The sequence below is a fragment of the Rodentibacter sp. genome, assembly GCF_057314195.1.
This window is the reverse complement of record NZ_DBHLAM010000042.1, coordinates 1-7,300: the sequence shown is the minus strand read 5'-3', so window position 1 is coordinate 7,300 and position 7,300 is coordinate 1. Positions and strand designations below refer to the sequence as shown.

General features: G+C 41.3%; 9 protein-coding genes. 4 read left to right on the top strand and 5 right to left on the bottom strand.

What is annotated here, in order from left to right; all coding sequences use genetic code 11:
- The 4 genes from ACO59Y_RS06000 to hemN all read left to right on the top strand — a co-directional run.
- The coding region (locus ACO59Y_RS06000; RefSeq protein ID WP_486131525.1) for a hypothetical protein at positions 1–236 on the top strand (236 nt) is incomplete at its 5' end.
- Between the two features lie 65 nt (positions 237–301).
- Positions 302–868 carry a Der GTPase-activating protein YihI gene (gene yihI, locus ACO59Y_RS05995; RefSeq protein ID WP_486131523.1) on the top strand — a complete coding sequence of 189 codons (567 nt, stop codon included), beginning with the start codon at positions 302–304 and terminating at the stop codon, positions 866–868.
- A 3-nt stretch (positions 869–871) separates the two neighbouring features.
- A complete protein-coding gene (locus tag ACO59Y_RS05990; RefSeq protein WP_486131521.1) occupies positions 872–1,318 on the top strand; it encodes a DUF2489 domain-containing protein in 447 nt (148 codons plus the stop codon).
- Positions 1,318–2,685 carry an oxygen-independent coproporphyrinogen III oxidase gene (hemN, locus tag ACO59Y_RS05985; protein ID WP_486131519.1) on the top strand — a complete coding sequence of 456 codons (1,368 nt, stop codon included), beginning with the start codon at positions 1,318–1,320 and terminating at the stop codon, positions 2,683–2,685. Before ACO59Y_RS05990 ends, hemN begins: the two co-directional genes overlap by 1 nt.
- A 158-nt stretch (positions 2,686–2,843) precedes the next feature.
- On the opposite strand, the gene ACO59Y_RS05980 is transcribed toward hemN, so the two are convergent.
- The 5 genes from ACO59Y_RS05980 to ACO59Y_RS05960 form a co-directional block, all read right to left on the bottom strand.
- Positions 2,844–4,067 carry a heme biosynthesis HemY N-terminal domain-containing protein gene (locus ACO59Y_RS05980; RefSeq protein WP_486131517.1) on the bottom strand — a complete coding sequence of 408 codons (1,224 nt, stop codon included), beginning with the start codon at positions 4,065–4,067 and terminating at the stop codon, positions 2,844–2,846.
- Between the two features lie 9 nt (positions 4,068–4,076).
- Entirely contained in the window at positions 4,077–5,354 is a 1,278-nt protein-coding gene (locus ACO59Y_RS05975) for a uroporphyrinogen-III C-methyltransferase (RefSeq protein WP_486131515.1), read from the bottom strand.
- A gap of 21 nt (positions 5,355–5,375) precedes the next feature.
- Positions 5,376–6,116: a uroporphyrinogen-III synthase gene (locus tag ACO59Y_RS05970; RefSeq protein WP_486131513.1), complete on the bottom strand. Its 741-nt coding sequence runs from the start codon at positions 6,114–6,116 to the stop codon at positions 5,376–5,378.
- Positions 6,116–7,057, bottom strand: a complete 942-nt coding sequence (gene hemC, locus ACO59Y_RS05965; RefSeq protein WP_486131511.1) for a hydroxymethylbilane synthase — start codon at positions 7,055–7,057, stop codon at positions 6,116–6,118. Before hemC ends, ACO59Y_RS05970 begins: the two co-directional genes overlap by 1 nt.
- A gap of 163 nt (positions 7,058–7,220) precedes the next feature.
- On the bottom strand, positions 7,221–7,300 hold an 80-nt coding region (locus tag ACO59Y_RS05960), incomplete at its 5' end, for an EF-Tu C-terminal domain-related protein (protein WP_457758357.1).

Sequence of the window (7,300 nt, the reverse complement as noted above, 5' to 3'; positions counted from 1 at the left end):
CTTCCCCATGTGAGAGTAGGGCACCGCCAGGTAGATATGGAATGAACCCCGGTCAGAAGGCCGGGGTTTTTTATTGGGGAAAAATCGCAAAAGGGGAGCAAGACAGACAGCCCCAATGCGGTGCTCAAACCGATGTTCAATTCTGTAGCTTAATTAGCGTGTCTATAATCGTTTCCGATGCGGTGCTGAAATCACAATGCGTTTTTGCGTTAATGAAACAGAATTATCGCTATTAGTTAATGAGAAAAAACAGCTTGAATGATACAATCTGTTCCCATTTTATAATAAAGGAGCAACCTTAATGGCTCGTAAGAAAAAAACACGCCGAATTAGTGATGTGATGCCGATTCGCAAGTCGGATAACAAAACACAAATGCCGAAAGCATCACGTTCGGGCAAAAAATTAACTCGTTATGAACTTGATAGCAAGGCTCGCGAAGAGAAGAAAAAGCGTAAACACAAAGGTTTGGTTTCAGGTTCTCGTCATAGTCTTGTTGAAAATAAGCAAAACAATCAGCCGAAAGAAATTAAAGATCCAAAAATTGGTAGCAAAAAGAAAATTCCGTTAATTATAGAATTTGTCAATAAGCCTGAAAAAGCTCAAACGATCTCGCCGATAAAAGTAGTGAAAAAATCGGATCCTATGCAAGAGTTAGAAAGTCTTGAGAATAATGAAATTCTTAATGAATTGTTGGACGCGTTGGACGAAGGCAAGGCTATCAGTAAAGCGGATCAACAATTTGTAGACGAATGCCTCGATCGTATTGCAGAGTTGATGAAAGAGCTCGGTATTGCAGACGAGGAAGAGGACGACGAAGACGACTTGTATCGCACTTTCGAGCGTATTGATATTAACCAGTTTAGATAACGTATGCTGTGGATCATTATTTTAGCCTTGTTAGCGCTCTCCGTGATTTTCGGCTTGGCTTTTTATGCAACGCGTTTATTAAAGGCATTGAAACAGCAACAAGGAATGATTGCACAAGCTAAGGCCGCACGTTGCAATCGTTTGAAGGAAAGTATTGAAATTATTGGCAAAGCGATGCAAAGTGGCGAATGTAATCATTCTGAAGGTGTTATTCGTTTAGCGATGTTACTAATGCCTTTCGGTAAAAATTTGCAACCTTATCCAGCAATGATGCAACTTCATAAAATTGTACGTGATATGCCGACTCACGAGAATTATAAACAGCTTGAGAAAAAAACGCGGATGCGTCTTGATCTGGAACGCAAGAGTGCCGAAATAAAATTTGAACAGGATATTATTAAAGAAATACGTCAATTATTAGACGACATCAAACAATTTGGGGAGTTTTAATGTCAGAAATTATTTGGGATCACGAACTTATTCACAAGTATAATCAATCCGGTCCGCGTTACACCTCGTATCCAACAGCATTAGAGTTTCATGAAAATTATACCGAACAAGATTTTCTCAATGCCGCAGCGCGTTATCCTCATCGCCCTCTTTCTCTTTATGTGCATATTCCCTTTTGCCATCAACTGTGCTATTTCTGCGCCTGTAACAAGGTTATTACACGTCATCAGCATAAAGCGGATATCTATTTAGATTTTCTTAAAAAAGAGATTACTTCTCGTGCACCGTTATTTCAGCACCGCATTGTAACCCAAATCCACTGGGGCGGTGGCACTCCAACCTATTTAAGTAAGGCGCAATCCGAGCGTTTAATGGCGATGTTGAAAGCGCATTTTTCAATTGTCGATGATGCAGAGATTTCTATTGAAATTGACCCGCGCCGAATTGAGCTTTCTATGCTTGATCATTTACGTGCGCTTGGTTTTAATCGAATGAGCATGGGCGTACAGGATTTTAATAAAGCTGTGCAAAAAGCGGTAAATCGTGAACAAGACGAAACTTTTATTCAAGCTTTATTAGAACGCGCGCGCGAATTGGGTTTTCAATCTACTAATCTTGATTTAATTTATGGTTTGCCGCTGCAAAACGTAGAAAGTTTTATGTTTACGTTGGAAAAAGTCATAGCATTGGATCCAGATCGCTTAAGTATTTTTAACTATGCGCATTTGCCAAGCCGCGTACCGGGACAAGCGAAAATTAAAGAAGCGCAACTCCCACCGCCTGAAACAAAATTGACGATTTTACAAAAAACTATCGAAACCTTAGGTGCAGCGGGTTATAAATTTATTGGTATGGATCACTTTGCCAAACCGCACGATGAATTGGCTGTTGCGCAACAAAACGGTGTATTGCACCGCAATTTCCAAGGTTATACCACGCAAGAGGATGCGGATTTATTAGGGCTTGGGGTGTCATCAATCAGTTTGTTAGGCGACACTTATGCGCAAAACGAAAAAGATCTCAAAACCTATTACTCTCTTGTGGAAGAAAAAGGTAATGCCTTACATAAAGGATTAGTATTGAGCGCGGAAGATTGTTTACGCCGTGATGTAATCAAGGCATTAATTTGTAATTTTAAATTGGACTTTGCGCCGTTTGAAGCCCAATACGGTATTCAATTCACTGAGCATTTCAATGAGGATTTAGCGCTTTTACAGCCTTTAATGGAGGACGGCCTAATCAAGCAATCTGCAACAGGTTTGCAGGTTTCGCCAAAGGGGCGCTTATTAATTCGTAATATTTGTTTATGTTTTGATACTTACTCCCGCGCCGTGGCAAAACGTCAGCAATTTTCGCGTATTATTTAATTTCAAAATTGATCGGCAAACGATAGATTTTATTTGGTGAGATGCAAAATCAGCACCGCATTGAAAGCTTTGAATGTAGGAGTACGTATTGAAAGATAAAGAAAAGCCATAGTGAGAGTAGCAAAATATACTCACTATGGCCTATTCAAGCGTTGGCTCTATATATTTTCTTTTAAAGACATTGCATTACGTAAGCTTTCTTGTCGAATTTGTTCAGCTGCCACTTTGTCACCAGCTTGTTCGAATACATAAGCGGCCATCATGCGATCATTAGATTCTAATTGAGCAGGGCAAGCGGTCACTTTTTTAAAGGCTTCCGCCGCTTTTTCGAACTCATTGTTGCGCACATATAAGTAGCCTAACGCACGATTAATCGCACATTGTTGTTTTTCATCGGCATTTTTAGTGCGTTTTTCTATGATTTTGACCAGTTTACTGTTATCTGTCGGTTGCAAGCGAGTGATTTGTGTGCATAGCGCATTGCTTAATGGCGTATTGTCCCCCCATTTTTTCAATACATCGAGAGTAAATTCGTAAGCAGATTCGTGGTCGTTACAATCAATCAAGCGTTCAATCAGCGCAACTTTTAAATCTAACTCATTACGACGGCGACGAGGTTGTTCTCCCCACCAAGCCAGTAAGCCATCCACCCCTTCTTCATTCATTTTTTCATCAAGTAAACCGTTTTCCGTTTCAGTCTGTAACGCTTTGAATTCATCCGCGGAATAGAGGCCGGAACGTTGAACTGACTCTAAAATGTTATCAAGGGCTTGATACGCTTTTGATTGGCGATAAATTTCCACCGCCAGTTTTAACACTTCTTTATTACGATCAGTCATTTCCAACAGGCTATCTATGGAACTACGCGCTGCCGGCAATTTATGCTGTTGTAATAAAATGCGAGTGCGGGCAATTTCGACTAACAGATTATCGGAACCAGCTAATTCGGTCGCCTCAATTAAATAGCGATTAGCGCTAAATTCGTCGCCTCGTTGCTGTGCGGCTTCTGCTGCTTTGATGAGATTAAGAATCGGCTCATCGGAGTGCTTAGCGTTTTTACCAATCAATTTTTCCGCTTTAAGATAATCGCCCTCGTTCATTTTCATTAAACCTTTAAGGGTTTGTTTTTGCGCTTTCGTCCGTTTACGGCGGGAGAACCAGCTGTAAGTGTTATTACTCAAACGTAAGAAGCGGCTGATAATCCATTCTATCGCGTAAATTACCGCTAAGGCCACTACGAATAAGATCACTAAGGTGGTTATAGACATTTCGTAAATATTATTCGCCGTTTCAATGCGTACGTAGCCTTGTCGACCGGAAAGATAAGGCCCGGCGAGTAAGCCGGCCAGTAACACCAACATTAGAAATAATGATCTAAACATAATCTATCCTTATTGTTGTGGTACGGTTGTTGGAGCATTGGCGGGTTGCTCGGGGAGCACCGCATTGGATTCAGTATTTATCTGGGATTGCGGTTCTGCCTGACTGTTCATCGGCGGTTCATTGAATGCTTTTTCAGCTTCAATTTCGATTTTTTGCACATCTGCCGGTGTGCGGTTTAAATATTTATCCAGCAAATTTAAGCTTTGCAATTGGCTTGGTACGTCTACGTAAACAGACAGTTCCGCCAATTCATCAAGAGATTTCAAGAAGCTTTGAGTCACTTCTGCGCTGGTATCAAAATAGCTTCGTACCCAAGTCGCCACTGCCTCGAGAGATTGTTTATAAAGGTCATTTTGCTGACGTGGTACGGCCATAATTGCTAATTGCAGACGTAAACGAATATTTTCGCGTAAATAAATGTCTTGATTTGGTGCAAGCAATTCTTTTCTATCTGCACCTTGTTTTGGCGTGATTCGAATAAAATGATTCAAAAAAGAGATTGCACTTTTCTCTGCATTACTTTGCCAATCCGCGAGTGAATCGGATAATTTATCGGAATTCGGCTCATCGCCGAAGTTTACGTTTAATACCGGCAATTCATCGACCGAATTCGCCAATTGAGATAAACGTTGCATTACAGCGTTTTGGTCGATGCTCTCGACGGAAAGTAATTGTTTTAAATCTTGGTTGATCGCCGAACGAATTGCCATCGCTTCAGAATTATTCACTTTCGCCAAGGTTTCATCGGCAAGTTTCAACAGTGATACACCGGTATCTACATCGTTATCAAGGACCAATTTACGCAATGCATTGTTTAATAAGAAATCCGCTTCGGAGAACAACCAATCATTTGGTTGTTGCGCTATGGCGAGTTGACTTACTTGCGCTAATTGCTGACGTAATGTGGCAAACTCTTGTTCTTTGCTTAAAACTGTTTGTTCAAAGCGGTTGAGTTTTTCCTGCGTTTCAGAAACCGCTTTTTCTAACTGAGTCACTTGCGTATTAGTCGTATCACCGGTAACGATAGATGAGTATTGGGCAAGTTTTGCTTCAAGTACGGTCAACTTTTGCTGAATTTCATCAGTTTTCTGCTGACCGAAATAATAGCCGGCTCCGCCTAGGCCTAACGCGACTAATAAGGCAAGTAAGCTCAAACCGGTACCGTTTTTTTTCACAATAGTTTGATGAGGGATAGATTCCTGTTTAATTTCCGCTGTGGACGTTATCGCGCTTTCCGTCGTGGTATCTCGGGTTTCGATGACATCATTCGATTGATTCTTAGTCATAGGTATTCCTTAATAAGTCATTTAGCTGAGTAATGTATTCAACAAACTTTGATTATCTGCTTTCGGAGACAGAATAATGGTTTGCCAACCATAATTTTTTGCCACGTCGGCAATACGCTCGCTAACCGTAACCAATCGGCAGCTTTTGAGCCATTCTTGCTCGTGTTTGGGAATTAGTTCAATCAAGCCCCGTAAAATCTCAAGACTTGTTACCACTAAGGTGTCTGTTCCGGAACGCTTGCAAATATCGATTTGTTCTTCTTGGTTATAATTAATCGGTTCGCGACGATAACATTCCAAGGTTTCAACTATTGCACCGCGTGAAGTCGCTTGCTCAGCGAAATAATTGCGTCCGCCGTTGCCGCGTAAAATTAATATTCGTCTACCCGAGAGAGTCTGCATTTGCGGTAACGCCAGCAATCCTTCGCTATTTTCTTGTGAAATCGGATAATGAATAGTGCGTTCGCTTTGACAGGAAAAGTATTGTGCGGTGTTTTGTCCTACAGTGATGTAGCGTAAATCCTCACGCCATTGAAATCCGCTTTTTTTTAAAATTTTTACGGAAAAATCCACCGCACTTCTCGATACGAAAAAAACATAATCGCCCACTTTCAACTGATTAAGTTTACTTGGGAGTTGTTCCAATTCGGCACCGCATTGAAAGCTGAATAATGGTAAATACAGTGCGGTCATACCTGATTGATTTAATAAATCAACCAATTGTTTGCCGCGTTCATCCGGACGGGTAACTAATACCGCCATTATTTTTCTCCAGCGCTATAAACATCGGCGAGAATGCGATCGGCACCTTGCGCCAACAGTTTTTCGGCAATTTGCACACCTAAGATTTCCGCATTTTCAAGTGTGTTTTTGCCTTCGGCATAAATGATTTTAGAGCCGTCAAGCGCACCGACTAAAGCGCGGAGATAAATGTGGCCATTTTCCAATACGGCATAACCGCCAATCGGCACTTGGCAGCCACCTTGTAAATGCGCATTCATGGCTCGTTCGGCAAGCACGCAAGCGGTGGTTTCCGGATCGGCAAGTGGTGCCAATAACGCTTGTACTGCGGCATCATCAGTACGACATTCAATTCCCACCGCGCCTTGGCCAGCTGCCGGTAAAAATTGGGTCGTTTCAATAAAAGAGGTGATTCGATTTGGCATACCAAGACGAATTAATCCGGCTGCTGCTAGAATGATGGCATCATAATCGCCATTATCCAATTTAGTTAAACGCGTACCTACATTACCGCGTAAAGAGCGAATGTCCAAATCCGGACGCAATTGCTTAAGCTGACATTGGCGACGTAGGCTAGATGTTCCTACAATCGAGCCTTGCGGTAATTCGTCTAATGATTGATATTTGTTTGAGACAAAGGCATCACGTGGATCTTCTCGTTTACAAATTACACTCAAACCAAGCCCTTTAGGAAATTGCATAGGCACATCTTTCATGGAATGCACGGCAATATCGGCACGTTTTTCCAATAAGGCATTTTCGAGTTCTTTAACGAATAAGCCTTTTCCACCGATTTTTGCTAACGGTGTGTCCAGAATCACATCCCCTTTGGTTACCATAGAAATGAGTTTTACCTTTATTTGAGGATAAAGATCTTCTAAGCGATTTTTAACGAAATTGGCTTGCCATAACGCAAGCGGACTTTGGCGGGTTGCAATTTTTAGAATAGTTGGTTGAGTCATTATTATATAAATAGAGTCAATAATTATTGTCTATCCTATCACTGTTAACTTAAATTGTCAGTTCTCATTTCATGCTTTGCAAGCAATAAGCGAGTTTGATTATATCGTGATAAACAAAAAGGCGACTCTTTCAAGTCGCCTTCTTAGTTAATTTATCAAATAATTATTTGATGATTTTCGCAACAACGCCGGCGCCTACTGTACGGCCACCTTCACGGATAGCGAAACGTAAACCTTGGTCCA